This window comes from Methylobacter sp., from assembly GCF_036845245.1.
GTDB lineage: Bacteria > Pseudomonadota > Gammaproteobacteria > Methylococcales > Methylomonadaceae > Methylobacter_A.
On record NZ_DAIUEH010000005.1, the window covers coordinates 22107 to 47323 of the forward strand.

Annotated in this window: 23 protein-coding genes and 1 other RNA gene; 6 read left to right on the forward strand and 18 right to left on the reverse strand. The window is 47.0% G+C overall.

What is annotated here, in order from left to right:
- Positions 1–4 precede the first annotated feature (4 nt).
- From murB to rsmI, 14 genes are all read right to left on the reverse strand, one after another.
- Positions 5–889: a UDP-N-acetylmuramate dehydrogenase gene (gene murB, locus V7051_RS03670; RefSeq protein WP_333873757.1), complete on the reverse strand. Its 885-nt coding sequence runs from the start codon at positions 887–889 to the stop codon at positions 5–7.
- 229 nt (positions 890–1118) lie between these two features.
- The gene (gene murC / locus V7051_RS03675; RefSeq protein ID WP_442919626.1) at positions 1119–2567 is read right to left on the reverse strand and encodes a UDP-N-acetylmuramate--L-alanine ligase; all 1449 of its coding nucleotides are present in this window, start codon (positions 2565–2567) and stop codon (positions 1119–1121) included.
- Between the two features lie 55 nt (positions 2568–2622).
- Positions 2623–3693: an undecaprenyldiphospho-muramoylpentapeptide beta-N-acetylglucosaminyltransferase gene (murG, locus tag V7051_RS03680; protein WP_333873756.1), complete on the reverse strand. Its 1071-nt coding sequence runs from the start codon at positions 3691–3693 to the stop codon at positions 2623–2625.
- On the reverse strand, positions 3686–4846 hold the full coding sequence (gene ftsW / locus V7051_RS03685) for a putative lipid II flippase FtsW (RefSeq protein ID WP_333873755.1): 1161 nt from the start codon (positions 4844–4846) through the stop codon (positions 3686–3688). The genes murG and ftsW overlap by 8 nt, the downstream gene beginning before the upstream one ends.
- A 76-nt stretch (positions 4847–4922) precedes the next feature.
- Complete coding sequence (gene murD, locus V7051_RS03690; protein WP_333873754.1) at positions 4923–6362, reverse strand: UDP-N-acetylmuramoyl-L-alanine--D-glutamate ligase; 1440 nt, start codon at positions 6360–6362, stop codon at positions 4923–4925.
- A 3-nt stretch (positions 6363–6365) separates the two neighbouring features.
- Positions 6366–7448, reverse strand: a complete 1083-nt coding sequence (gene mraY / locus V7051_RS03695; protein WP_333873753.1) for a phospho-N-acetylmuramoyl-pentapeptide-transferase — start codon at positions 7446–7448, stop codon at positions 6366–6368.
- A 3-nt stretch (positions 7449–7451) separates the two neighbouring features.
- The gene (locus tag V7051_RS03700; protein WP_333873752.1) at positions 7452–8825 is read right to left on the reverse strand and encodes a UDP-N-acetylmuramoyl-tripeptide--D-alanyl-D-alanine ligase; all 1374 of its coding nucleotides are present in this window, start codon (positions 8823–8825) and stop codon (positions 7452–7454) included.
- Positions 8822–10324 carry a UDP-N-acetylmuramoyl-L-alanyl-D-glutamate--2,6-diaminopimelate ligase gene (locus V7051_RS03705; RefSeq protein WP_333873781.1) on the reverse strand — a complete coding sequence of 501 codons (1503 nt, stop codon included), beginning with the start codon at positions 10322–10324 and terminating at the stop codon, positions 8822–8824. The genes V7051_RS03700 and V7051_RS03705 overlap by 4 nt, the downstream gene beginning before the upstream one ends.
- A gap of 133 nt (positions 10325–10457) precedes the next feature.
- The gene (locus V7051_RS03710; RefSeq protein ID WP_333873751.1) at positions 10458–12185 is read right to left on the reverse strand and encodes a peptidoglycan D,D-transpeptidase FtsI family protein; all 1728 of its coding nucleotides are present in this window, start codon (positions 12183–12185) and stop codon (positions 10458–10460) included.
- Positions 12186–12458 (reverse strand): cell division protein FtsL, encoded by a 273-nt coding sequence (ftsL, locus tag V7051_RS03715; RefSeq protein WP_333873750.1) that lies wholly within the window; start codon positions 12456–12458, stop codon positions 12186–12188.
- Positions 12459–13385 carry a 16S rRNA (cytosine(1402)-N(4))-methyltransferase RsmH gene (gene rsmH, locus V7051_RS03720; protein WP_333873749.1) on the reverse strand — a complete coding sequence of 309 codons (927 nt, stop codon included), beginning with the start codon at positions 13383–13385 and terminating at the stop codon, positions 12459–12461.
- 16 nt (positions 13386–13401) lie between these two features.
- Complete coding sequence (mraZ, locus tag V7051_RS03725) at positions 13402–13869, reverse strand: division/cell wall cluster transcriptional repressor MraZ (protein ID WP_333873748.1); 468 nt, start codon at positions 13867–13869, stop codon at positions 13402–13404.
- A 361-nt stretch (positions 13870–14230) separates the two neighbouring features.
- Positions 14231–14580, reverse strand: an RNA gene (rnpB, locus tag V7051_RS03730) — RNase P RNA component class A.
- Between the two features lie 104 nt (positions 14581–14684).
- Positions 14685–15545 (reverse strand): 16S rRNA (cytidine(1402)-2'-O)-methyltransferase, encoded by an 861-nt coding sequence (rsmI, locus tag V7051_RS03735; RefSeq protein ID WP_333873747.1) that lies wholly within the window; start codon positions 15543–15545, stop codon positions 14685–14687.
- A gap of 214 nt (positions 15546–15759) precedes the next feature.
- Between rsmI and V7051_RS03740 the strand changes: the two genes are divergently transcribed.
- From V7051_RS03740 to V7051_RS03760, 5 genes are all read left to right on the forward strand, one after another.
- Positions 15760–17535 carry a penicillin-binding protein activator gene (locus tag V7051_RS03740; protein ID WP_334181123.1) on the forward strand — a complete coding sequence of 592 codons (1776 nt, stop codon included), beginning with the start codon at positions 15760–15762 and terminating at the stop codon, positions 17533–17535.
- The gene (locus V7051_RS03745) at positions 17522–17887 is read left to right on the forward strand and encodes a YraN family protein (protein ID WP_333873745.1); all 366 of its coding nucleotides are present in this window, start codon (positions 17522–17524) and stop codon (positions 17885–17887) included. Before V7051_RS03740 ends, V7051_RS03745 begins: the two co-directional genes overlap by 14 nt.
- Positions 17888–18000: 113 nt before the next feature.
- Positions 18001–18588 (forward strand): SIS domain-containing protein, encoded by a 588-nt coding sequence (locus V7051_RS03750; protein ID WP_333873744.1) that lies wholly within the window; start codon positions 18001–18003, stop codon positions 18586–18588.
- A gap of 3 nt (positions 18589–18591) precedes the next feature.
- Positions 18592–19164 (forward strand): BON domain-containing protein, encoded by a 573-nt coding sequence (locus tag V7051_RS03755; protein WP_333873743.1) that lies wholly within the window; start codon positions 18592–18594, stop codon positions 19162–19164.
- Complete coding sequence (locus tag V7051_RS03760; protein WP_333873742.1) at positions 19157–20554, forward strand: FAD-binding oxidoreductase; 1398 nt, start codon at positions 19157–19159, stop codon at positions 20552–20554. Before V7051_RS03755 ends, V7051_RS03760 begins: the two co-directional genes overlap by 8 nt.
- Before the next feature lie 100 nt (positions 20555–20654).
- On the opposite strand, the gene V7051_RS03765 is transcribed toward V7051_RS03760, so the two are convergent.
- From V7051_RS03765 to V7051_RS03775, 3 genes are read right to left on the reverse strand one after another with little or no spacing between them, the layout of a single operon-like run.
- Positions 20655–21134: a flavin reductase family protein gene (locus tag V7051_RS03765; protein WP_333873741.1), complete on the reverse strand. Its 480-nt coding sequence runs from the start codon at positions 21132–21134 to the stop codon at positions 20655–20657.
- Position 21135: 1 nt separating this feature from the next.
- Entirely contained in the window at positions 21136–21963 is an 828-nt protein-coding gene (gene nadC / locus V7051_RS03770; RefSeq protein WP_333873740.1) for a carboxylating nicotinate-nucleotide diphosphorylase, read from the reverse strand.
- The gene (locus V7051_RS03775) at positions 21960–24020 is read right to left on the reverse strand and encodes a DUF1631 family protein (protein WP_333873739.1); all 2061 of its coding nucleotides are present in this window, start codon (positions 24018–24020) and stop codon (positions 21960–21962) included. Before V7051_RS03775 ends, nadC begins: the two co-directional genes overlap by 4 nt.
- A gap of 93 nt (positions 24021–24113) precedes the next feature.
- On the opposite strand from V7051_RS03775, the gene ampD reads away from it, so the two are divergent.
- Positions 24114–24656, forward strand: coding sequence for a 1,6-anhydro-N-acetylmuramyl-L-alanine amidase AmpD (ampD, locus tag V7051_RS03780; RefSeq protein WP_333873738.1), 543 nt, complete (start codon positions 24114–24116; stop codon positions 24654–24656).
- A gap of 80 nt (positions 24657–24736) precedes the next feature.
- Here the strand turns inward: ampD and lspA are convergent, their stop codons facing one another.
- Positions 24737–25210, reverse strand: coding sequence for a signal peptidase II (gene lspA / locus V7051_RS03785; protein WP_333873780.1), 474 nt, complete (start codon positions 25208–25210; stop codon positions 24737–24739).
- Positions 25211–25217 lie beyond the last annotated feature (7 nt).

Here is a 25217-nt window from a genome sequence, read left to right on the forward strand (position 1 = left end):
GCCTTCATATCTCTTCGCCCACCATACAAACTTCAGTCTGCAAAATTACCCCCTGCTGTTGTTTAACTTTATCCTGTACATAATAAATAAGCGTTTCGATGTCCGCTGCCGTTGCGTTACCGGTATTGACAATAAAATTGGCATGTTTCTCCGATACGCAAGCACCACCAATCGAATAACCTTTTAAACCGCATTGCTCTATCAACCGTGCCGCATAATCGCCTTCAGGATTTTTAAATACCGATCCGCAACTGGGCTGATTGGTCGGTTGCGTTGCTCCCCGCTTTTCCAATAAGCCTTTGATTTTCTGCTGACTCTCGACGGTATCGCCTTGCTGCAAAGTCAGCACACAGGCCAGAAACCACTCGTTTTCAAAACCCTTTACAGAGCGGTAACTCACGGTAAATTCCTGTGGCTTTCTATGAGTCACGTTACCCGACTTATTGAGCATTTCCACACTTTGAACGATAGCCCAGGTTTCTCCGCCGAAAGCTCCGGCATTCATTTTTAAAGCTCCACCTATGGTTCCGGGTATGCCGGCCAGAAATTCCGCGCCAAGCAAGCCCCGTTCCCCGCAAAAACGCGCCACATGCGCACAAGGAACGCCTGCTTCAACATAAACCGATCCTTCTTCAGTCAAGCTCATTTCTTTTAATCGGCCTTTTGTATTAATCACGGTACCTCGAATACCTCCATCCCTGACTAATAAATTACTGCCCAGTCCCATCCAAAACACCGACTCCGAATCCGGCAGCGTCTTAATAAACTCGATCAGGTCGTGCCGGTCTTGCGGTATATACAGCCGATCCGCAGGGCCGCCAACACGCCAACTGGTATACTTGGCCAATTTTTCATGCTTTAGTAATCTACCTGTCATTTCAATCGTCATTTCTGATAGAGACCTTCCTCTATTTAATTTTTTTAATTACTAAATATCAATAAAACCAAGTACACCCCGCCTTTTATGAATCCATCCATAATTTAAGACATTAATCCCCCATTTTATGAGTTCAGCATTAATAATGTACGGTATTAAATAGTGGAAATATATAAGTAAAACCACATAGGCTCAGCTGATACTTCAACAATATACGTTAAATTACAGCAGCTTATTTGATCTATTTATTAATATTTATATCGAGTATTGCTGATAATAACTGTGGCAACTGTGCGGCAATCTGCCCGACATTACCGGCCCCCATGGTCAATATCACATCCTCGGTTTTGACTATGCCCGCCAATATTTGCGGTAATTCTTCCCAATTTTCGACAAATACCGGATCAACTTGCCCGCGCACACGGATTGCCCTGCTTAATGCTCTGCCATCCGCGCCTGGAATCGTCGTTTCACCTGCCGCATAAACGTCCATCAGGATCAGTACGTCGACGGTTGACAACACTTGCACGAAATCTTCAAATAGGTCCCGAGTACGGGTATACCGGTGCGGCTGAAATACAACAACTTTCCTTCGATCCGGCCAAGCCTGACGTAAAGCTTCAAGTGTTGCCGCAATCTCGCGCGGATGATGCCCATAATCATCGACCAATGTTAATTTGCCACCCTCCATCATCACGTCACCATTAATCTGGAAACGCCTGCCTATGCCTTTAAACGCCCCTAGACTCTTGACGATAGCTTGATCATCCACTGCCAATTTGGTTGCTATGCTAATCGCTGCAAGCGCATTGAGCATGTTATGCCAGCCGGGCATATTCAAAGTAACCTGTAATAGCGGATAGTCGCCTCTTCGTATTACTTCAAAAGAGGTATGCATCCCTTCTTGTTTAATATTTACCGCGCGGACATCGGCATCTTCATGGACACCATAGGTTGTTACCGGTTTGGATATTTCCGGCAGGATCGCCCTGACGCCTTCATCATCCAGACACATTACCGCCAGTCCGTAAAAAGGAAGATGATGTAAAAACTCTTTGAACGTATCTTTTAACCGCTGATAGCTACCTTGATAGGTCGCCATATGATCTTGGTCAATATTGGTAACTATCGCCATCATCGGCTGTAAATATAAAAATGAAGCGTCGCTTTCATCGGCTTCCGCCACCAAATAATGCCCTAAACCTAATTTAGCATTGCTGCCTGCGCTGTTTAAACGCCCGCCAATTACAAAGGTAGGGTCAAGGCCGCCTTCGGCCAGGATACTTGCGGTCAGACTGGTAGTTGTGGTTTTACCGTGGGTTCCGGCAACGGCTATGCCGAACCGGAACCGCATCAATTCAGCCAGCATTTCCGCACGCGGGATTACCGGTATTCTTTGAATATAAGCTTCATCAATTTCTTCATTACTGCGGTCGATCGCGCTGGAAGCCACCACTACATCGACCTCAGCTACATTTTCCCGTTTATGGCCGATGTTAATGGTCACACCCAAACCGGCCAGTCTTTCTGTGACCGCACTTTTCTTGATATCCGAACCCGAAACTTGATAACCGAGGTTCGACAATACCTCGGCAATGCCGCTCATACCGGTACCGCCTATGCCGACAAAATGTATCCGGTCGATACTGCCTAATACTTGAGTGGGCATCTGAATATTAGGAAAATTCATAGCGTACCTCCTTGTACGACGGTTGCCTCATGCAATCGTTTTTTCTGTCGATTTATCATAATCCCGCCTCGGCCATGCAGACCCCGGCAACGACGTCCGCCGCATCCAAGCGTGCATATCTTTGTGCTGTTTTACTCATTACATCCAACTGCTTAAGTACCTGTGTTATCTGTTCTACCAATGTTGCCGCATTCAAATTTTTTTGCATCAATATCAACCCTGCACCGGTGTCGGTTAAATATCGGGCATTGGCGGTTTGATGATCGTCAATTGCACTAGGCAACGGTATAAATATCGCCGGAACGCCTGCCGCCGCCACTTCACTGACAGTCATTGCGCCGGACCTGCAAATCACCAGATCCGCCCATTGATAGACCGACACCATATCTTCTATAAAGGCATTTACTTCCGCCTTCACACCTAATTCCTGATACCGGCTCTCGACTTGTTTCTGCATAGCCGTACCGGTTTGATGCTTTATTTGTACTGCGTTTCCATTCGTTATATTGGGACCTAAGGCTGCAAGTGCCTCAGGCACAACTTCATTCAATATTTGGGCACCCTGGCTACCGCCGACAACTAATATGTTAACGCCCGGATGCGTTTCCCTCCTTTCAGCGCATTCTACAAACTGTTTTCTTAACGGATTGCCGGTAAATTTGGCGTTAACCTTTTTATTAAAGCTGTCCGGAAATGCTTCCAATACTTGATTGGCTATGCGCGCCAACAGCCGGTTAGTGGTGCCCGGCACCCGATTTTGCTCATGAATGACCAAGGGTATACCTAATAGTTTTGCCATCAGCCCGCCAGGTCCCGCTACAAATCCGCCCATCCCCAATACCACGTCAGGTTTGCGCTTTTGTAATATTCTTAATGCCTGGAAGCAGGCCTTTATCAACAACAATACCGCTGTTATTTTCGACAGCAATCCTTTGCCACGTACACCGGCAACCGACAACCAATCGATCTCTATACCCTGTTCAGGAATCACCCGGCCTTCCAAACCCTTCTGCGTACCCAGCCAGCTGACCTGCCAGCCTTTTTCGATCAATATTTGCGCCACTGCCAACGCAGGGAACACATGGCCTCCGGTTCCTCCAGCCATAATTACAATGCGCTTAGCCATGCCGGTTTCTCTTTGGCGTACCGGCCTTTATTTCTGCGACTTCACTTTGCACACGAAATAACAATGCAACTGCACAACACATGATCATCATGCTGCCTCCTCCGTAACTCATCAACGGCAATGTCAGTCCTTTGGTCGGTAAAATCCCCATATTGACACCCATGTTAACGAACGACTGGAAACCAAACCAAATCCCCAAACCATAGGCAATAAATGCGGAGAACCGCTGACCCGCCTGTTCTGCAGCCACAGCTATTGCAAAAGTGCGCCATACCAATAACGCAAATAAACCAATCACAGTAACTACGCCCAACAAACCCAATTCTTCCGCTATCACTGAAAACAAAAAATCTGTATGCGCTTCAGGCAAATAAAATAGTTTTTGCACACCGCTACCCAAACCCACGCCCAACCATTCTCCGCGCCCGAACGAGATAAGCGCCTGGACTAGTTGAAATCCGGTTTTCAATGGATCAGCCCATGGATCCATAAAACTGGTAACCCGAACCAAACGATAAGGTGAAAAATAAACCAGCAACATTGCCAGTACGCCAATGACCAACAGCAATACTATAAATTGAGATAATCTCGCTCCGGCTAAAAACATGATGCCCATTGCTATCATTATAATGACTACGGCTGAACCAAAATCCGGCTCCAGCAATAACAACAGGCTGGCAACCGAAAACAGTCCCAGCGGTTTGAGCAATCCGAAAGCCGCATTCTGTACTGACTCCTGATATCGAGTCACATACCCCGCCATATAGATGACAGAAAAGAATTTGACCACTTCGGATACTTGTATCCTCATACCGGCTATCGATAGCCAGCGCACACTGCCGTTAACCTTTACGCCGAGGCCGGGAATCAGCACAATAATCAGTAACAGCAAACCTGCCAGGAACAACCGGGGGCCATTCTCTTCCCAGACCCGCATTGGAACGACGGCCACGATCCCGCCAAAAACCAGCCCCAAACCGATATGCACTAACTGTCTGACAGGATAATACAAACCGTTACCGGTCATTTTTATGCCCAAATGCAATGATGCGGATGCCACCATCACATAGCCGATCAACAATAAACTGGCAGTCACGATCAATAACACCGGATCAAAATAAAATCGACTGATCCGTACTCGCAACGCTTTCATTTACAACCTCCAGGAATGGAGGGAGTATCGTAACCGGTAAAAAACCAATAAGAGCAACTCTGATCCATCTGGCTGTTCATATGGTCGCCACAGATGGAGGAAAACTGCTGGAGCGTTCAACCAACGCCAATACAGCTTTGGTAAATTTCTCGCCTCTATCCTGATAATTTTTATATTGATCGAGACTGGCGCATGCAGGAGAAAGCAAAACACTCTCCCCGGCATCGGCAAGGCTTGCTGCAATCTGTACCGCTTGGACCATGTTGTCCGCCGAATAAACAGGGACGCAGCCATCCAAAGCCTGTTTTATCAGACCTGCATCCTTGCCCATCAATACCACGCCTTTTGCTTTTTCTTTGATTACAGGCGTTAATTCATTCATATCGGCGCCTTTCGCATCACCGCCGGCAATAAGAATCACCTTGCGCGCATAGCCTTGCAAAGCCGCAACGCAGGCCCCGATATTGGTTGCTTTTGAATCATTAACCCAGGTAACACCGCGTATTTCCGCAACACGCTGCATTCTATGACTTAGCCCTTTAAATTTTCGCAAAGCATCGCACATGACCTGTTCATCTAATCCCATCGCCACGCCTAAAGCCAATGCGGCCAATGCATTGGCCGCGTTATGCCGGCCTTCGAGCGGCAATTCAGCCAACGGCATCAGACACGAGTCGTTATGCATCAGATATTCTGCGCCGTCTTGATAGGCAAGATGGAAATCGGCATTCTTCTTAATTGAGAAGGTAAATACCCTCCTGTTATTAACTTGCATGGCCCCGACAACAGGATCATCGGCATTGATGACCATGACGCCTTCGCCTCTAAAAACTCTTTGTTTTTCTCGTGCGTATTCGGCCATATCCACATGCCTGTCCAGGTGATCGGCACTGACATTAAGAACTGTCGCAGCAGCAGCATTCAAGGCTGAAGTTCGCTCCAGTTGAAAACTTGATAGTTCCAGCACATATAATTGCGCATTCAATGTCAGCAAATCCAAAGCCGGCGTCCCCAAATTTCCGCCTACGCCTACTTTTATCCCTGCCGCTTTTGCCATTTCACCCAACATGGTGGTTACCGTGCTTTTACCGTTGGAACCACTGATCGCAACAATAGGCGCATCGACAGAACAGGCAAACAAATCAATATCGCTGACGATTTTCGCGCCATTGGCAATCGCTTTCATTATCGCCTGTTCATTTAGCGACACGCCGGGGCTGACAACTAAATGCGTCGCCACTTTAAAAGCAGCCTCATCAAATCCTCCGGTAAACACCGGGGTATCGGGCATTTGCTGAAAAAGCTCATCCATCATAGGCGGCTTTTGGCGGCTATCGATAATGGCGAAGTTAAAGTTTAAACTTTGCAAATAATGCGCAACCGAGATTCCTGTATCGCCAAGCCCCACAACCAAAACCTTGGCCGTTTCCGGATCCAAAGCAAAATTCTTTTTTAACAAGTCGGCAATAACCGCATTGCTTACAGAACTTCGAAAAGGAGAGTGAGCTTTGTTCATTTCTTATCTCAGTTTTAAGGTAGCTAAACCGATCAGTACTAAAATGACGGTAATAATCCAAAACCGCACAATAACGCGAGGTTCCGGCCATCCTTTCAATTCAAAATGATGATGTATAGGCGCCATACGAAAAACGCGCTTTCCGGTCATTTTGAACGAGGCCACCTGGATAATCACCGATACTGTTTCCATGACAAATACGCCGCCCATGATCATCAATACGATTTCCTGCCTGACCAATACCGCCAATACGCCTAAAGCGGCTCCGAGCGCCAGTGCTCCGACATCGCCCATGAACACCATCGCGGGATAGGCGTTAAACCATAAAAAGCCCAATCCGGCTCCGACCAACGCGGCGCAAAACACAATCAATTCCCCGGCATTGGGTAAATAGGGAATCGCCAGATATTGTGAAAAAGTCACGTGCCCTGATAAATAGGCAAAAATTCCCAAGCCGGTTGCAACCATCACAGTCGGCATAATCGCCAGCCCATCCAATCCGTCGGTCAAATTAACTGCGTTGCTGGTGCCGACAATCACAAAATAAGTCAGAACTATGTATAACCAGCCCATATCCAGCATGACGTCTTTAAAGAACGGGACAATCAATTGCGTTTCTGCCGGCAATATTGCGGTTTTGTACAGAAAAACAGCCGCCATTAAACCTATAATAGACTGCCAGGAATATTTGGCTTTAGCCGACAATCCATCACTGTTGCCCTTGATGACTTTTCTATAATCATCAACAAAACCAATAATGCCGTAACCCAGTGTCACCAACAAAATAACCCATATATAGCGATTGCCCAGATCTGCCCAGAGCAGAGTGCTGAATGCAATTGCGACCAGTATCAGGGTTCCACCCATCGTAGGCGTACCTTTTTTCTCGTAATGCGATTGCGGACCCAACTCGCGGATACTTTGTCCGATCTTGTTACGGCTCAGTTTTCTGATCATTACCGGCCCGACAATGAAAGAAATGACCAGTGAGGTTAAGGCCCCTAGAATCGCGCGGAATGTCAGGTAATGAAATACCCTGAAACCGCCATCAAAGGTCATTAAATAATCTGCAAAATAAAGTAACATTGTTTATTTCCTGAAGTTCTCAACCAGTGCGGCCGCTACATTCTCCATGCGCTGAGCCCTTGATCCTTTGATCAAAATCACTTCATCACCCTTGAGCTCTCGCTTTAGCACTTCAATCAAATCATTTTGGGTATCAAAAAAAGTGGCTCCTTTGCCAAAAACTTTTACCGTATTTCGAGCATCAGAACCTACAGACAGCAAACGCACGACACCACTTGATTTAATTAATTCGCCCATTTCCTCATGTATTTTCGGGCTCTCAGGCCCCAGCTCGCCAAAAGCGCCCAAGACCAACCAGCGTTTTCCGCCACAGTTAGCCAACACATCCAGCCCGGCTTTCAGTGAGGCCGAATTGGCGTTATAGGTATCGTCAATAACGATATTGCCTAACCGACTTACCAGCGGTTGCAATCGTCCTGTAACCGGTTGTACGCTTTCCAAGCCCTGTTTAATCTGTTGCAGGTCGATGCCCAGCGCCGAGCATGCCGCAGCTGCCGCTAATGCATTAACAACATTATGCCCCCCCGCCAGCTTTAGCTTTACAGGTAATACGCCTTTTGCAGTCACTAATTCAAAGATAGTAGCGAATGTATTATCAACAATTTCCGTTTTAACGGAATGCGCCGTCACATCAGAGCGCTCATCCATTCCAAACGACATAACTGTCCTTGTTGCGGCTACCGATTTCCAATAGTCGAAATAGGCATCATCGTGATTAAGAACCGCCACAGCGTCCTGTTTTAGCGTCTGGATTATTTCTCCTTTCGCTTTGGCGACACCGTCGACACTGCCGAAACCTTCTATATGCGCCGGTCCCACATTGGTGATAATCGCAACATCGGCCTGTGCATATTGACTGGTGTATTCGATTTCGCCGGGATGGTTTGCGCCCATCTCGATGACGGCATACCGGTGTTGTTCGTTCAAGCGCAGCAACGTTAAAGGCACACCGATGTCATTATTCAAATTGCCTTGAGTAAACAGCGTATTACCCTGCGCTGGATCAGAAGCGCTCAATATTGCCGCGACCATTTCCTTGACCGTAGTTTTGCCGTTACTGCCGGTAATGCCCACCGTCGATACGGACGTTTTTTTTCGCCAGGCTCCTGCCAGTTCAGCCAATGCCAGTCGCGTATCATCAACAATGATATGCGGTATCATTGCGGTAACGCCCTGATGTACGATTGCTGCGCCGGCTCCGGCTTGCTCCGCCTCAGCTACAAAGTCATTGCCATCGAAATTATGGCCTTTAATCGCAATATAAAGCTGCCCCGGCTTGATTGCTCTGGTGTCTATACTGACCGATGAGATGGCACGATCTTCGCCGACCAATTTCCCCTGCACGCAGGCTGCAATTTCACTCAGCATCATATTCATTTGCCTTGCTCATCTTCGGCATTGCGTTTGATTAATGCAGCAATCACGACCTGCCTGTCGCTGAAAGGTATGCGTATGCCATTGCTTTCCTGATATTGCTCATGGCCTTTGCCTGCAATTACGATGCAATCATTTTTAGCCGCATTTACTACCACTTTTTGTATTGCCTGTTCTCTGTTTTGAATAACTTCAACTTTCGCTGGTCGTATCGGTTCCACACCGGTCGCGGCATTTCCTACGGCTGCGGCAGTCGAACTGCAACCGGCCAAAATATCATTAACTATATCCAATCCGTTTTCATAACGCGGGTTGTCATCGGTAATCACCACATGATCCGCCCATTGTTCTGCAATTTTTCCCATTTGCGAGCGTTTACCGGTATCTCTATTGCCGCCACAACCAAAAACCACCCATAAAGCCTGCTCGCAATGCTTGCGCAAACTGGATAAAACCTTGTCCAGAGCATCGGGGGTATGCGCATAATCAACAAATACCAATGGATCGGTCTCTGCCCCAAAACGCTCCATGCGGCCATCAACCGGCTTTAAAAAGCCAAGTTTTTCAGCGGACTTCTTCAACGGTACGTCCATAGCCAGCATTACGGTCAAAACGGCCAGGACGTTCTCCACGTTAAAATCACCATAAAGCGGCACTTCGACTCGTTGAAGTTGATCGCGCCAACGCACATCAAATTCGATACCATCCGCTTTATGCAATATATTTTCCGCACTAACACACTCGCCTGAATGCGCTGTTTTTCCCTTGGCGCTAAATTGCCATAACTGCACCGACTCGGGTACGGCGGCAATAATCTGCTCGCTATAAGCATCATCCAAATTTACCGCTGCGAAAGCCAAACCCGGTTTTTTCAATAACTCCAGCTTGGCCTGCACATAAGCATCCATGGTGCCGTGATAATCCAAGTGATCACGACTGATATTGGTCAATACCGCACCTTTGAATATCACGCCGTTTATCCGGCCTTGCTCCAAACCATGCGAGGAAACTTCCATCGCCACGGTTCGTTTTTTATTTTTTAGTAATTCAGCCAGTATTCTCTGAACCGCCAAGGCATCGGGCGTGGTATTCAGCGTTTTGTTGAGTTTGCCCCATTCTCCCCAGCCAAGTGTCCCTATAATTCCGCAGTCATCCAGCATCTGGCTCAAAAACTGGCTGCAAGACGTTTTGCCATTGGTGCCGGTAATGCCGATAACCGTCATAAAGCGGGATGGATCTCCATAAAATCGTGCTGCCAACTCACCTAACTTTGAACCCAGACTTTCCACTGCGATCATCGGCACAAGATGAGTGATGTTGCATTGCAGGGTCTCTACCAGCTGCTGACCCTTTCCGGCCGGATCAAAAATGACCGCACCGGCTCCATTCTTAATAGCCTGCTCAACATGCGCCAAGCCATGCTGTTTAGCTCCGGACAAAGCAATAAATACATCACCACTAACCACTTCCCGGCTATCCAAGCTTATGCCGGTAATCGGCATATCGCCCAGATCGGGAAACGAGCACAGTCCGTTTAATAAATCTTTGAGTTCCGGCAACTGCTCCTTGCGTTGCTCTGCCTCGGTAATTGCCCCATGCGTTGTTCTATTTTCCGCATCGATTTCAGTTGTCATATCAAGGACCTTTTCGTGTCAACAAGATAGGCATATTGTCTTGCTGATCAGGAGCAACTTCCAACACTCTCAAAGCTCCCGCCATCACTTTGGAAAACACCGGAGCTGAGACTATCCCGCCATAATATTGGCCTGCAGAAGGCTCATCAATCATAACTACGATAATCAATCGCGGATTCTTGGCTGGTGCCATGCCCGCAAAAACAGAAAAATAACTTTTTTCAACATATCCGCCCGCACCGGCTTTTTTTACCGTTCCGGTTTTACCGGCTGCGCTGTAGCCATCGACTCTGCCTTCGTAAGCGGTACCGTCTTTCATAAGCACTGTTTCCAGCATAGCCCTGACTCTTTTGGCGGTCTTGGCTGAAAATACCCGCTGTTGATCAACATCCTCATCCCGCCTTAACAAACTAACCGAATGTAAAATGCCGTCGTCTGCCAATGCCGTATAGGCTCTTGCCAACTGGAGCGCCGATGTGCTCACACCATAGCCAAATGACAAAGTCGCCCTGTCAAACTCATGCCAGCTTTGGTAATCAAGCAAGCTTCCACTGGCTTCACCAGGAAAGCCGGAGCCGGCAGCAACACCAAAACCTAATTTATTGTAAATTCCCCAAAAATATTCCGGCGGCATTCGCAGTGCCATTTGACTGACCGCGACATTGCTGGATTTTTTCAGCACACCTGTCAAATCCAGCGTTCCATAATTATGCACGTCCTTAACCAGATGCTTTCCGACCTGATAAAATCCGTGGGTTTCAAAAACCTCATTTGGCTTAACATATCTTCCGTCTAAAGCAGCTGCGACAACAAAGGGCTTGACCGTCGATCCCGGTTCGAATACATCGGTTATTGATCTATTTCTGTACAGGCTTTCCTTTAAACTCTTTCTGCTATTCGGGTTAAATGACGGCTGGTTCACTGCCGCCAGAATTTCCCCGCTTTTTGCATCCAATACCACCAGCGCCGCTGATTTTGCTTTGTTAAGGTTGACGGCCAGTTGCAACTCCCGATACGCCAAGTACTGGATGCGCTGATCGATACTGAGCTCCAGATTTCTGCCTGCAACAGGCTCTTTTATATTTTCTACATCTTCAATAATCCGACGCTGCCCATCCCTGATAACCCGCTTGCTGCCTGGTATTCCCTTTAATGATTTCTCATATCCCGATTCAAGTCCCGCCTGGCCGACATCATCAATATCGGTAAAACCGACTAAATGCGCCGAAACTTCTCCTGCTGGATAAAAACGTTTGAATTCCCGCTCGAAATAAATACCCGTAAGTTTTAATGCCTTGACCTGGTCAGCAATTACCGGGCTAACTTGCCGAGCAATATAAGCAAACTGCCTGTGCGTATCACTCTTAACCAGCTCGCTGACCTTTCCCTTAGGCAAATTTAACAAGCTTTCCATTTGCCCGATGTCGTCTTCTTTTGCCGGCTCAATCTCTTGCGGATTCATCCAAATGGACTCGACAGGTGTACTGATTGCCAACGGCGCGCCATTTCTATCCTTTATCATGCCCCTATATGCCGAAACCGGCACATCACTGACATGGCGCATGTCACCCTGATCTTTGAGAAACTCTTTATTCAATACCTGCAAATCGACAGCCCGGCCAACCAGCACAGCCATACACGCCATTATAAAAACGACTACTATTCTCCTTCGTCCTGAAAAATTGGCGGCGGGCCTATTTGTCCTATTTCTGCCTTGAAAATGCATCATTTACGGCTTTATATAAATAATTTTTTCCCGCAACGGCATGACCAGCTTCAATTGTTCCCGCGCCACTTGCTCTACCCGATTCTGTTCTGCCAAGGTTGTCAGCTCCAATTGCAGCTGCCCCCATTCCACTTCATACTGATCCAAAGCTCTTTCCTGCTTTTGGATTTCAATAAAAATTAATCGCGATTGGTATTTACTGTAAATTACGGCCAGAGCGGATATCAACAGCACCAATATCAGTGCACCCACTCCTAAATATCGACTTGCTGTCACTTAAACTTTCTCAGCTACTCGCATGATTGCGCTTCGTGCTCTCGGGTTCAGGTCAGTTTCCTGCTGCCCTGCTTTCAGGGCTTTGCCTGCTTTCTTCAAAATGCCTTTAGCGATATCGATTTCTTTAATGGGCAATTTTCCAGGGTTGTATTTAGCTCCTGACTCAGCCCTGATAAATCGTTTAACGATTCGGTCTTCCAATGAGTGGAAAGAAATAACCACCAAGCGGCCATGTGAACTCAAAATCCTGGCGGACTGCTGCAAAACAGTCTTTAACTCATCCAACTCGCTATTGATTTCAATACGAATAGCCTGAAAGCTGCGGGTTGCCGGATGCTTGTGTTTCTCTTTGACCGGAACTGCGTCTTCAATAAGCTTTGCCAATTCCCTGGTTGTTGTAATTGGCGATACGGCTCTTTTTTCAATAATCGCGTGAGCTATGCGTCGTGCAAATCGCTCCTCGCCATATTCAAATAAAACCTTAACCAGTTCCTTTTCGGGGACGCCGGCCAACCACTGTTCTGCCGTAACACCCGCATTGCCATCCATCCGCATATCCAATGGCCCGTCACGCAAAAAACTGAAACCTCTTTCAGGATTGTCCAGCTGAGGCGATGACACGCCCAAGTCCATCAATATACCGTCAATTTTTCCAGCCAAACCTTCGTTTATAACTATATTTTCCAGCTCAGAAAAAGGCGTATGTTTCAACTTAAACCGTTTATCTTCGAGCATGGCTTGCGCATAGTCAGAGCTAATCGCATCCAAGTCCCGATCAAATGCCAACAATCGCCCGGATGGACCCAGTAAATTTAAAATTCCCTGACTGTGTCCGCCTCGACCAAAAGTACAATCCAGATAAGCACCGTTTTCTTTAATAGCCAACTGCTGCAAAGCTTCTGCAAACATAACGGGCAAATGTTCCACTAACAAATCTCCCGTATTAAAAGGATAATGAGCCTAGATCTTCCAACCCTTCATTATCGTCACCATTCAGCCATTCATTTTCTTTTGCTATCCAGGCTTCTTCATTCCAAAGTTCAAATTTATTCAACTGACCAACCAATACAATTTTCTTGTCCACATTTGCAAATGTCCTCAACTTTTCCGGCAGCAATAAACGCCCCTGCCCATCCATTTCACATTCAGATGCATTTCCAATAACAAACCGCCTTAATTTACCGGCCATTTTATTTAATGTGGGTAATTTACTGATCGTTTGTTCAAGCTTTTCCCATTCAGGCATCGGATAAAGCCATAAGCAACCGTTCTCTCCAACACATCGTTCATTGACAGCGACTGTCACAACCATCTGGCACTCGCAACAATCCTGTAACTCTTCCCGATAACGAGTAGGAATTGCAAGACGTCCTTTGCCGTCTAAATTGATTGAACTAATGCCTCGAAACAAGATTTACCCCGACTCCCCAAAAAAACCCTTTTTCTCCACTTTTCTCCACTTGTGTCCACTATAGATTTCAAATACACCCTAGTCAAGGATGATTTCATTTAGATTCTTTCTTTTTCGACAATGACTTACACCACGCTCTGGAGATGGCATAACCACACAACACATAGCAAAATATTTTATAGTTCTTATCAGAAAGTTAATTAATATTAATGAGAAAGTACTTTAAGTTTAAAGCTATCGAAAGCTTCCGGATTTTTTGATAAAAGTGAGGACTGGATCAAAAATGCCGCCGCAATAATTATCGGACAGCCTGACACCTTAAAGGCATTATGAATATCGAGCAGAAAGCTCGAAAAAAGGAAGAAAGAGTCGGCCTATAAGCCGGGTTCTGTCGAGAACAGTCATTCATCTAGGCTGCAGGTCGCCCTACAGCTCAAGCAATCTACCCAGGAACCGCGCGGGCCACGCGTCTGTCCCTCTATTTGATCTTGCTCCGGGTGGGGTTTACCATGCCACTCCTGTTACCAGTTGCGCGGTGCGCTCTTACCGCACCTTTTCACCCTTACCGGTCACTAGTGACAGGCGGTATATTTTCTGCGGCACTTTCCGTAGGCTTACGCCTCCCAGGCGTTACCTGGCACCCTGCCCAATGGAGCCCGGACTTTCCTCCATCTTATCTTGCGATAAAACAGCGACTGCTCAGCCGACTCTTTCAATATGCAGTATACCACACATCCGCATTAACATGATATGCATCAACCTTAATTTATAAGCAAAAAACAGACCAAGATCACCCCTCTATTTTAGAGAGAAGATTACAACGCTCTGGCTTTTTCCATGTCTAATGCGGCCTGATACAACAGTTTTTTTCTAACGCCGGTAATTTCTACAGCCATTGCAACCGCCGTTTTAATAGAGCACTCAGCCAATAACACACGCAGTATTTTCTCCTGCTCAGGCGTGATGATTTGCTCTTTTTTATCAATGACCGCACCATCGACAATAACCACAAATTCACCTTTCCTCATATTGGCATCTTCTTCCACCAATTTAACTGCCTCGGCCAAACTGGTTTTCACGATAGTCTCGTGCAACTTGGTTAGCTCCCTGGCAATGACGATCTGCCGGTCCAACGGCAATATCTCCGCCATATCCTTCAATGAGGCTAGAATTCGATGACTGGACTCATAAAAAATCCAGGTTATCGGACATGTTAATCTTTCGCTGAAAAAGGCTTTTCGCGCCGATGAAGTTCTCGGCGAAAAGCCTTCAAATACAAACTGAGTGACCGGCAACCCGGCAGCAGATAACGCAGCAATCAACGCGCAAGCTCCCGGAACGGGCACAACATCGACACCTGCATCCTTGACCATTTTCACCAGCGGCATGCCCGGGTCACTCAGCAGAGGCGTTCCTGCATCGGAAACCAACGCAATAGAGAGTCCTTCGCGAAGCTTCTCCAACAACCCTGCCGAAGCCTTATCTTCATTATGCTGGTGCAACGAAATCAGCTTATTGCTAATGCCGTAATGCTGTAACAACATTTTCACATGCCGGGTGTCTTCCGCAGCAATCAAATCAACCTGTTTTAATATTTCAACCGCTCTGAAACTAATATCCGCTAAATTACCTATCGGAGTAGCAACAACGTATAATTTGCCGCATTCACTTGACATTCGATACACTCACTTGAAAACCACTAAAAAGATGCAACCAAAATATAAGCCGCCATTATTATGCGCCCTGCTTCCCGGCCTATTGTTTTTTTCCGGCTGCGCCCCCGTAGCCGCCACAAATACAGAAAGTGGAGCAATACAGGAGGAGCGTAACGCGCCCGGGCAAGAGACACTGATAACGCAACCCTTAATAAGAAACGACCAACCGGCGCAAATGGTTAAATTATACCAGTATCCCACGACTACCAGGGATGGCGGAAGTGCTGTAATCGGTATGGATCCGATGCGACCAGCCCTATCACCTGTGGAACAAAATCAACAGCACTTACAGTCTGTCGATTCATTTATTCAGGCCGGCGACGGCATTACCGCAAAACAAACGGCCGACGCCATTAATCCAGCCGAACTGTCGTCCGAACAACGCGCCCAGCTGAGTCTTCTTTATGTCCAGATACGACTCAGCTTTGGCGAGGCAGAACAGGCAATTGAAGACCTGGCATTGATTCAGCCGCAACAACTCACGCCGGATAATCAAATCAAGTACTTTCAATCACAAGCCTTTGCCTACTCGTTAACAGGAAACTTGCTCGGCAGCGCCAAATCCAGAATACAGCTGCACCGGCTAATAACATCTCCCGATGAGCTAAAAAAAAACCAGGCCGCTATTCTTGAAGCATTACGCCTGCTACCCGACTCCGAATTACAGAGCAACCAAACAGACGACCTAGCCGGTTGGATGTCTTTAGCCAACATTTTAAAATATATAAACCAGCCTGATTTTAGCGCCCAAATAAACCAATGGCGCGCAACTTTTCCAACACATCCAGCTGACTTAAGTTTTCTGGATAGCCCTTACGATGCGCCAAAAAATGCGTCCTTCCAACCCAAAACTATCGCATTATTGCTGCCAGGATCAGGAACCTTTGCCCAAGCCGGCAAAGCTATCCGTGAGGGATTCATGGCTGCTTACAACCATACGGGCAATACCGCCAAGCCCACTATTCACTTATACGACAGCGAGCAATCGGCACCAGTAGCTTTATATAACCAGGCTGTCGCAGAAGGCGCCCAGCTGATCATTGGCCCACTTGATAAAGAACACATCCAAAGCTTGGCCAATACCGTTACATTTGACATACCCGTGCTGGCATTAAATCATATTCCGGGCCTGCAAAAAAATCAGCTCTACCAGTTTAGCCTTAGTCCGCTGGATGACGCCGACCAAATTACTCACAAAGCATGGGCCGATGGTCATCAAAAAGCATTGCTGCTGATTCCTGATAACGCACCGGGTAAACGTATCGCCAATTATTTAACGGAGGACTGGCAAAACCAAGACGGCACTATACTGGAAACCCAAACCTATAATCCTAAAGAGACCGACTTTTCAGCATCGATTCAAAAACTGCTGAACCTGGATGAAAGCGAGCGCCGTTACAATAAAATCCTTGCACTGATACCCGGCGCGAAATACACACCACGAAGACGACAGGATGCTGATGCGATATTACTAAGTGCTTATAGCGCAGAAGCGCGTTCGATCAATCCCCAACTCCAATTTTATCAGGCGAGCAACCTCCCCGTTTACGCAATGCCCAACGTTTACACTGGACAAGTCAACCCGTCACTGGATGCGGACCTAAATAAAATAACTTTTTGCGATACTCCCTGGTTATTCAATAAAGCCTATCAGGGGGAACTGGCAATGGACTCGATAAAAGAAACCTGGAAACAATTTCCCAGCGCGTATTTACGCCTGATTGCAATGGGCATTGACGCCTATAACCTGGCAACACGCCTGGATAACCTGGAAGCTGATCCTTACCCCGGCGCAACCGGAAATCTATCGTTGACCACCGATCAACGCATCAAACGCAAGCTGACATGCGCCAAATTCATAGACGGGCAACCTGAAATAAGCGACCTTACTACTGAAAACACCGGCTCAATGCCTGAACCCAGAAAACCGGTCAACCATGCTGTTTACTAAGCTCAAGACCAAAGCCGCACATTTAATTCGCGGCGAAAGCGCCGAAGAACAAGCCCATAACTTCCTGATCAATAAAGGGCTCAAACCGGTATGCCGGAATTTCCGCTGTAAACAGGGCGAACTCGACTTAATAATGACAGACAAACTGACGCTGGTCATCATCGAAGTCCGATTCCGCAAAACCGATAAATACGGCAGCGCGGCTGAAAGCGTCACCCGCTCCAAACAATCCCGCATCATAGCGGCAACGCATGTTTATCTTTCATCCCAAAAGACAGACAGCCCTATCCGCTTCGACGTAATCGCTATTTCCGGTAATGGCCATATTGACTGGATACAAAATGCCTTTTAAATCACTACACTTTCCATGCTGCCGACAATACGGGTATAAGCCCGCAAAACCTTCAAGCTGTTGAATTTAAAAAGTGTCGCAGGCTTAGGCGATAGCCTTTATAATTGTTTGCTATGAGCCTACAAAATCGCATAATTAACCATTTCACAACCAGCATCCAAACCCAGCAAGATACGCTAAACAACCTCGGCGAACTCATTGAGTTTGCCTCGCAACGGCTGGTTGCAACCCTTCTTAATGATAAAAAAATAATCACTTGCGGCAATGGCCGTTCGGCAGCCGTCGCCCAAATGCTCTCATCGGCAATGCTGAATCAATACGACCGTGATCGGCCTTCGCTACCCGCCATTGCTTTAACCACCGATACAACCACCATTACCGCGATAGCCAACGACTATCATTTTGACGATATTTTCGCCAAGCAGCTCAGGGCCTTGGGGCAAAGCGGCGATATATTGGTCGCTTACACCGACGGTAATAATTCGGCCAATATCGCCAAAGCCGTTACTACGGCTCACGATAAAGACATCACTGTCATCGCCCTGACCGGCAATAATGGCGGCATGATTGCGGCGTTACTCAATGAAACTGACATAGAAATTCGTGTACCGTCAAACGCCGCTATTCATATTCAGGAAGTACACGCATTGATTACCCATTGCCTGTGTGACTTAATCGATCATCAATTATTCGGGGGCTAAGTCATGCAAAAAATTTTGTTATTACTGATAATGCAAAGTCTTTTTATTGGGGGGTGTTCGACGATTAAGACCGGCGGCGCGGAAATAACCGGCTTGTCATTATTAAACGACCGCCGCAGCCGCGAGGCGATTTTAGCTGACGAAGCAATTGAAGATCATGCCGCTGCCAAGCTGAATGCTTATTATGACTTGCGCGAAAAATGCCATTTTAATATAACCGCCTACAACGGCGCGGTGCTGGTCACCGGCGAGACGCCAAAAGAAGAATTTCGCGACAGGATTATAGACATCGTCCGCGTCATTCCCAACGTAAAACTGGTGCACGACAAGCTTGCTATTGAGGATCCCAGCCCTTTAAATTTCCGCGCCAATGACGCTTTGATTACCGGTAAAGTAAAAACCGCACTCACTCAAATACCCGAATTCGATGCATCCTGGATAAAAGTCGTTACCGAACAAAGAACGGTCTATTTGATGGGACTGGTGCATAGAAACGAAGGCGCGGCCGCCATCGAAGCGGCCAGACATCAATCCGACATAAATCAAATTATTACGGTTTTTGAATACCTTGACTAATATTGCCCCCCTGCCGAAAGATTTCTCAAAATTACTGGCTGAAATTTTTGCCGCCCAAGACATTTTAACTGCACCTGAAGATTGTTGGACTTACGGCTACGACAACAGCCGTCGACATGTACTGCCTCAGGCCGTCGTTTTTGCAACCACGCATGAGCAAGTCGTCAGTGTCGTTAGCGCCTGCAATCAATTCAACGTTGCGCTGACCGTCAGGGGTCGCGGCACTGGCACCACCGGCGCGACCGTCCCGCTCAAAGGCGGACTGATTGTGTCGTTGGAACGCATGAACAAACTGGTCGAATTTTCTCCCGATAACCGCTACATCATCGTGGAACCGGGCATGACCAACCAGCAGGTGCAAGATATCGTCAAAGAGAGAGGATTTTTTTGGCCGCCCGACCCGACCAGCGCAGCCTTTTGCAGCGTTGGCGGCAATCTGGCCTATAACTCCGCAGGACCCCGAGCGGTAAAATACGGAACGCCCAGGGAAAACACATTGGGCTTGCGCGCCGTCACCGGCGCCGGCAAGGAAATCCGCGTCGGCGTTCATACCAGCAAAGGCGTGGTCGGTTACGACCTGACCCGGCTGATACTCGGCTCGGAAGGTACGCTGGCGATTATCACCCAAGCCACGTTAAAGCTGACACCGCTACCGGAAGCGACTAAAACGCTCAGGGCCATATATAACTCGGTTTTTGATGCAGCCAAGGCCGTTTCGGCAATCATGTCGCAGCCGGTGATTCCGTGTGCGCTGGAGTTTATCGACGGCAATGCGATCAATATGATCCGGCAATATTCGGAATCCGACCTGCCGGAACATGCCGGGGCCATGTTGATGATTGAAGTCGACGGACAACGGGAAGGTCTGGATACGGCAGCTGAAAAAGTAGCCGCCGCCGCCAAAAATGACGGCCTTTTGGATATCAGGTTGGCTCAGACCGATGCCGAAGTTAAAGCGCTATGGCAAACCCGAAAAGCATTGTCTCCCGCATTGCGCAAAGTGGCCCCGAAAAAAATCAATGAAGATGTGGTGGTGCCGGTTACCGAAATACCTGCACTGATAGCCGGCTTAGGCGAACTTTCAAAAAAATATGATCTGCCCATTATTAATTTCGGTCACGCCGGCAACGGCAATATTCATGTAAATTTATTGCTTGATCCGGATGAACCGGAACAAGGCAAAAAAGCCCACGCTTGCCTGGATGAAATCTTTTCGTTGGTGTTGGCGCTAAACGGCACGCTGTCCGGCGAGCACGGCGTGGGCCTAGAAAAAAGGGATTTTGTCGATAGGGAACTGGATGCAAATTCTTTGGAATTAATGCGGAATATTAAGCGCCAATTCGATCCGAACGGCATACTCAATCCGGATAAAATGTTTCCGCTGGTTTGAAGAAATTTTCACCACGAAGGCACGAAGAGCACGAAGAAAAAACATAAACTTCGTGTCCTTCGTGCCTTCGTGGTGAATAACAGACCTGAATAGGCACAGTTTATCTATATAACTCGCTGCTGCCGTCCATGTCGCCGGTCTGGTTATACAGCAACGGCCGCCCTGGATTAAGCGTTGTCGCTGCAACCACCTTGCAGATGGCTATTTTATGATCGCCCGCATCGGCATAATGACTGACCTCGCAATCAAAATAAGCCAAACTTTCGGATAAAACAGGCGCACCGGTTTCGGCTTGCCGCCACTGAAAACCGGCCATCTTATCTGGAGCGGATCGGCCGAAATGTTTCGCTATCGCATACTGATCCCGCCCCAACACATTAACTGTACAAACACCGCTTTCCTGCATCAATTGGTAGGAATAATGCTTCGGGTTAATACTGATCGCCAGCAACAACGGATCGAAAGACACCTGCATCACCCAGGCCGCGGTAAAGGCATTTTGACGTTCGCCCTTGCCGACGCCGATCACATAAACACCATGATTGATCTGTTTGACCAATGTTTCGGGATTTTCAATCATCTTAATGCACCAGTTTAATTCGCATCGATAAATCAACCGCTTTGACATGCTTGGTTAATGCGCCGATGGAAATATAATCGACGCCGGTTTCGGCAACCGCCCTAATATTGTCCAGGCCGATATTACCGGAAGCTTCAAGCTCTATACCGGCATTTAATTTGACCGCCTCGACCAAAGCTTCAAGGCTGAAATTATCCAGCATGATCCGGTCCGGCTTTACCGCGACCGCTTCCAGGAATTCCTGCATCGACTCAACCTCCACTTCCACAGGAGCCGACGTCAGCTCACGCGCCGTCCTAATTGCCTGACCAATGGAGCCTGCTGCGATGATATGATTTTCCTTGATCAAGACGCCGTCATATAAGCCGATCCGATGGTTATAACAGCCGCCGCAAGCTACTGCATATTTTTGCGCGTTTCTCAGACCCGGAATAGTTTTCCGGGTATCCAACACTTTACAGCCCGTACCGGCAATCGCGTCGGCATATTGCCGGGCGACCGTTGCCGTTGCGGACAAGGTTTGCAACAAATTCAGCGCGGTACGCTCGCCGGTTAACAAGCCCCTGGCCGAACCGCTGAGCTTGCATAAAAGCGTATTTTTGCCAATCGACTCGCCTTCTCCCGCCAGCCAATTGATATTGACATTTGCATCCAGATGCCTGAATACCGCATCAAACCAGGCTTGACCGCAAAGCACCATGTCTTCCCGAGTAACCACCTCGGCTTCAGCTGTCATAGATTCAGGGATAATGGCTGCGGTTATATCTCCGGAACCGATGTCTTCTTCGAGGAAGAGTTTTATTTCTATAATTTTCAATTGTTCTGTCATAAGCTCATTAATTCTGAAAACACTCGTTCTGTGATCGTTCTTTCATTAATCGTAACAATGGCGGCCAAGCCTAGTCGCAGCTTTTCCGCCAATTCGGCAGTTTGAATTTCAAATATTTTTACTCCATTTTTTCCAACAAACAGCATAGCTTCTGTCACCGTATCTTTCCACAGTAGTTTGCCCCATTGCTTTCCGGCTTCAGAGAAAAATGCAACCCAACTTCCCTCAACAAGATTTCCGGCCTGCTCTGCGCTGTCATCCACGATTACCTCAGCTTTTATGTTCTTGTATTCAACAGGCAGCGTATCGTCTTTTAGCGTTTTTTCCTTTTTATCCATTAAGATGATATGCCATACGGCAAGGTCTTTAAAAAAGCGCGACTGCGCGGATTTGTCGTATGAAATTCGTTTCAAGCCATTTCTTAATTCCGCAATCAAGCCGGGCAACATCTTTAATATCTGTTTTCTTTGATGATCATCTGCCGGAGGCATGACACTGGCAATCAACTCATCCATAGCCTGCACTGATTTTTGCCATTGTTCCGGCTGCTCGTCTTTACTTGCATAAGCTGCCAGTAAGACATCCGACCAAACCTTACGTAAAAACCCGACTACCGTTGTCGGCAGCGTTTTACCCACCATACTGTTTTCAATGGCTTCAAGGATTACTTTTCTGCTCGATACCAATGCTTGTTTATTCATCATAAGCATTCTGGCTTTTTCTTCGGCATTTTGTCTGCACTGCTTTTGCTGGTTCAAATAATTCGAGAACTCGTCCGCTTCTGCCTGCCACCCGGACAGTTCGAATCCACTATTCTTTGTTATTTTTTTAATTGCACTGGCAATACGCTGCTGAATTGAGCTGTTGTCATCCGCATTTAAAAACAATCCAGCTGCAAATAAATCATCGAGCAACTGCCTGACAGAACTATTTACACTGGTAAAAACGCTGTATTGCCCCAAAGAGGCCGCCGCCAATGGAGTTTCCAAACGTAAAATAGCGGATTTTATTGGATCTTCGAGTAATTTATCCTGTTCTATTTCGCTAAAAATTAAAGCGACCAAATCCAGCATGTCTTCATCCTGTTTAGCCAAAATTCTGACGTCAACACTAAAACTCAACTCCTCCAGCTGTTTAAGCACTCGCCATTTTAACGGCTGTTTTTTTGCTCTCGGATCCGGGTCATCGTTAATCAACTGAAGAATTTGCAATGCATTTTTTATTTCAAATGATTCGTAAAATAAGTTACCGGTAGCTGAAATTAAATCGTAAGCGGAAGGAAAATGAGCCAACCTCCATAGATCTAGTTTTTTCTGCAATACCCCAAACTCCACGCTGGGCTGTTCAACGCTTACAGCAAATGACGCAAGCTCTTCCTTGATTTCATCCACAACATAAGACTCTAAAGATGAGGCTTCGCACCGTTTGATCAGTTCCCGATAAATAAACCCTAACTGACTAAAGACATTAGCTTCAAAGGTTTTATACAACGTAATCCGGCCTTCTGTATTGAGTTTTAGCGGCTTAACCGCATCAACCAAGGCACGAACCAATTTTTCCGGAAATATCGGGTTTTGACTGTCGGCAATCGTTTGTTTGCCCTCACGGATTGCAAGATGCTTATTCAGGGTAGCCAGTTCTTCATAAAATAAATGCTCACACTGGCTAATAATCACTGTAATCGCATGATTTTCTTTTCTCGCATCCTCACTGGCTAGCGAGACCTTAGAAAAATCTAATTGCTCTCCCCTATTATTTGCAGGATTCTGATAACCGCCATCGAAGACCTCATTAACTTTCAATAAATAATTCTGGCTGATATTCTTCCGAACCGAACGAAGATATTCAAGCAATTTGATATATTGATCCTTATTCGTTTTTTCCCGGTTTTTGTTCAACTGCAAGCCAAATTCAACATCGATACGCAGGCAACAATCATCAACGGATTGTTCAAAATGCTGGAAGAAAAACGCCTTTATTTGGCTTAAACTTGAATTCATTGGTTGCCGGTGTTCCATGGCAATGTGGCTGCCGTTGTTTGGAAATAAATTAGTCATGGCCTAGTACCCCAGTAGTGTTTTGACTAATAATATGCGCATTCATCCTGAATACTGTGTTTTATTCCCGATTTTTACTTTCTTGATTAAGCCATGAAAATAGACCAGCACTGGTTAACCGGCATTACCCGGACGCTTTCACCGAACTTTGATGAAAGACCCGACCCTACTGATATTTCATTAGTGGTGATTCACTGCATCAGTCTGCCACCCGGCGAATTTAGCAATCATTATATCGACCGGTTGTTTTGCAATCAGCTTGATCCTGCTGAACATCCCTATTTTAAAGATATTCATCAACTTACCGTGTCTGCGCATTTACTGATCAAGCGTGATGGAAGTTGTGTTCAGTATGTACCATTCGACAAACGTGCATGGCATGCGGGGAAATCGACTTATAAGGGCAAGGATCGGTGTAATGATTTTTCTATCGGCATAGAACTTGAGGGTACAGAATCGGTCGATTATACCGACCGGCAATATCTACAACTCGCTGCGGTGATTCGCAGCTTGCTTGAAGCGTATCCTAAGCTGTCGACACAACACATTACCGGACATAGTGATATTGCGCCCGGACGAAAAAACGATCCGGGCGCATCTTTTGACTGGCAAAGGCTATTAGGGTTATTAAAATAGCCTCGTCCACAGACGGCTTTTATTGACCATGGGGACAAAGTTTTTCTTCATGCTCTCCATGGTGTCATTTTTTAAGCGTATTAAACCGGCTCTTTCGAATGCCCCAAACCGAACGATTCCGCCAACATTAAAATCACCCCCAAGGTAATAGCGGAGTCTGCGATATTAAAAGCCGGCCAATGCCAGGACTGGTAATAGACATCAAGAAAGTCGATCACATAGCCGTAAGCCAGCCGATCAATCAAATTGCCGACAGCACCGCCCAAAACCAGCGCCAAAGCCACTGCCAGCAAGGTCTCATGTTTTTTCAACCGGGCCAGCCAAACGGCAATAACTGCACTGATCGCCAAAGCCAATCCGGCAAAAAACCAGCGCTGCCAGCCGCCGGCCTCGCTAAGAAAGCTAAACGCAGCACCGGTATTATGCACATAAGTCAGCTTAAAAAACGGCATGATCTGGATTGATTCATAAAGCTGCATGGAAGCCGCTATCGCAAGCTTGCTCGCTTGATCCAGAATTACTGCCAACAACGACAGCCACAACCATTTCAACATAACCAAA

Bases quoted from the DNA above. Each gene is read 5' to 3' on its own strand.
- V7051_RS03700 (WP_333873752.1), bottom strand. From the start codon at position 8,825: ATGAATATGATGCTGAGTGAAATTGCAGCCTGCGTGCAGGGGAAATTG.
- rsmI (WP_333873747.1), bottom strand. From the start codon at position 15,545: ATGTCAAGTGAATGCGGCAAATTATACGTTGTTGCTACTCCGATAGGT.
- V7051_RS03765 (WP_333873741.1), bottom strand. From the start codon at position 21,134: ATGATTGAAAATCCCGAAACATTGGTCAAACAGATCAATCATGGTGTT.
- nadC (WP_333873740.1), bottom strand. From the start codon at position 21,963: ATGACAGAACAATTGAAAATTATAGAAATAAAACTCTTCCTCGAAGAA.
- V7051_RS03705 (WP_333873781.1), bottom strand. From the start codon at position 10,324: ATGCCGATTACCGGCATAAGCTTGGATAGCCGGGAAGTGGTTAGTGGT.
- ftsW (WP_333873755.1), bottom strand. From the start codon at position 4,846: ATGAAAGCGTTGCGAGTACGGATCAGTCGATTTTATTTTGATCCGGTG.
- murC (WP_442919626.1), bottom strand. From the start codon at position 2,567: ATGAATTTTCCTAATATTCAGATGCCCACTCAAGTATTAGGCAGTATC.
- V7051_RS03775 (WP_333873739.1), bottom strand. From the start codon at position 24,020: ATGACTAATTTATTTCCAAACAACGGCAGCCACATTGCCATGGAACAC.
- murD (WP_333873754.1), bottom strand. From the start codon at position 6,362: ATGAACAAAGCTCACTCTCCTTTTCGAAGTTCTGTAAGCAATGCGGTT.
- V7051_RS03710 (WP_333873751.1), bottom strand. From the start codon at position 12,185: ATGATGCATTTTCAAGGCAGAAATAGGACAAATAGGCCCGCCGCCAAT.
- murG (WP_333873756.1), bottom strand. From the start codon at position 3,693: ATGGCTAAGCGCATTGTAATTATGGCTGGAGGAACCGGAGGCCATGTG.
- V7051_RS03740 (WP_334181123.1), top strand. From the start codon at position 15,760: ATGGTTAAATTATACCAGTATCCCACGACTACCAGGGATGGCGGAAGT.
- mraY (WP_333873753.1), bottom strand. From the start codon at position 7,448: ATGTTACTTTATTTTGCAGATTATTTAATGACCTTTGATGGCGGTTTC.
- lspA (WP_333873780.1), bottom strand. From the start codon at position 25,210: ATGTTGAAATGGTTGTGGCTGTCGTTGTTGGCAGTAATTCTGGATCAA.
- V7051_RS03755 (WP_333873743.1), top strand. From the start codon at position 18,592: ATGCAAAAAATTTTGTTATTACTGATAATGCAAAGTCTTTTTATTGGG.
- murB (WP_333873757.1), bottom strand. From the start codon at position 889: ATGACGATTGAAATGACAGGTAGATTACTAAAGCATGAAAAATTGGCC.
- ampD (WP_333873738.1), top strand. From the start codon at position 24,114: ATGAAAATAGACCAGCACTGGTTAACCGGCATTACCCGGACGCTTTCA.
- V7051_RS03750 (WP_333873744.1), top strand. From the start codon at position 18,001: ATGAGCCTACAAAATCGCATAATTAACCATTTCACAACCAGCATCCAA.
- V7051_RS03745 (WP_333873745.1), top strand. From the start codon at position 17,522: ATGCTGTTTACTAAGCTCAAGACCAAAGCCGCACATTTAATTCGCGGC.